The sequence below is a fragment of the Photorhabdus sp. P32 genome, assembly GCF_038085095.1.
Taxonomy (GTDB): domain Bacteria; phylum Pseudomonadota; class Gammaproteobacteria; order Enterobacterales; family Enterobacteriaceae; genus Photorhabdus; species Photorhabdus luminescens.
In genome coordinates, this window is sequence record NZ_JAZGJN010000019.1 from 1 (window position 1) to 377 (window position 377).

A 377-nucleotide genomic window follows, 5' to 3' on the forward strand; every position below is an offset into this window, starting at 1 on the left:
GCCGTTTTGATTATACCGGGGAGAGTGAAAACAATATTCGTCAATTTCTGATTGAACGAGGAATGCCATTGTCAGATGGGCCAGTCGATCAGTTTGGTTCTTTGCTATTAGGAGCTTCATGGCTGGAGGATCAGGCAGCAGAAGATGAGGTTCAGGGGCAGATTGAGCTGTTTGATGAATATCTGCTGCCGTGGTGTGGGCAATTTCTGGGGAAGGTGGAAGCCCATGCTACAACCGGTTTCTACCGGACATTAGCAATGATTACTCGTGAAGCGTTACAAGCGTTAAGAGAAGAGCTGGATTCTTAATTTTAACATGATAAAAAGGCAAGTAATTTCGAATTATTTGCCTTTTTGCTATACCCGTCATCTTTCAAG

Annotated in this window: 1 protein-coding gene; it reads left to right on the forward strand. The window is 43.8% G+C overall.

The genetic code is table 11. The annotated features are described in order from the left end of the window. The coding region (locus V2H77_RS00060) for a TorD/DmsD family molecular chaperone (protein ID WP_445935435.1) at positions 1–308 on the forward strand (308 nt) is incomplete at its 5' end. Between the last annotated feature and the right edge of the window lie 69 nt (positions 309–377).